The 728-nt window shown below is 53.8% G+C and carries 1 protein-coding gene; it reads left to right on the top strand.

Features of this window, described 5'->3' with window-relative positions; translation table 11 throughout:
• Position 1: 1 nt before the first annotated feature.
• The coding region (cysM, locus tag JTI85_RS15895) for a cysteine synthase B (RefSeq protein WP_255574822.1) at positions 2-728 on the top strand (727 nt) is incomplete at its 3' end.

The raw sequence follows: 728 nt of genomic DNA, 5'->3' as shown, positions 1-728 counted from the left end.
CGTGAACACATTAGAACAAACAATTGGCAATACGCCTCTGGTGAAATTACAACGTCTGACGCCGGATAACGGTAGTGAAATTTGGGTTAAGCTGGAAGGCAATAATCCCGCGGGTTCGGTGAAAGACCGGGCCGCGCTGTCGATGATCGTCGAAGCGGAAAAGCGTGGAGAAATTAAGCCTGGTGATGTGTTGATCGAGGCAACCAGCGGTAATACCGGGATTGCGCTGGCGATGATCGCCGCGCTGAAAGGCTATCGCATGAAGCTGCTGATGCCAGATAACATGAGTCAGGAACGCCGTGCGGCGATGCGGGCTTACGGGGCTGAACTGATACTGGTGACCAAAGAGCAGGGAATGGAAGGGGCGCGCGATTTAGCGCTGGAAATGGCACAACGTGGCGAAGGTAAGTTGCTCGATCAGTTTAACAATCCTGATAACCCGTATGCGCATTACACCACAACCGGCCCGGAAATCTGGCAGCAAACGTCCGGACGTATTACCCATTTTGTCTCCAGCATGGGCACGACCGGCACCATTACCGGCGTGTCGCGTTTTCTGCGTGAGCAAGAAAAAGCGGTTACCATCGTTGGCCTGCAGCCGGAAGAGGGCAGCAGTATTCCGGGGATTCGTCGTTGGCCTGCGGAGTATATGCCGGGTATTTTTAACGCCTCGCTGGTGGATGAGGTGCTGGATATTCATCAGAATGATGCAGAAAACACCATGCGCG

Source organism: Citrobacter sp. Colony219, assembly GCF_019382635.1.
GTDB lineage: Bacteria > Pseudomonadota > Gammaproteobacteria > Enterobacterales > Enterobacteriaceae > Citrobacter > Citrobacter youngae.
The sequence above is the reverse complement of the archived record's forward strand: the minus strand, read 5'-3'. Positions and strand labels throughout refer to the sequence as shown.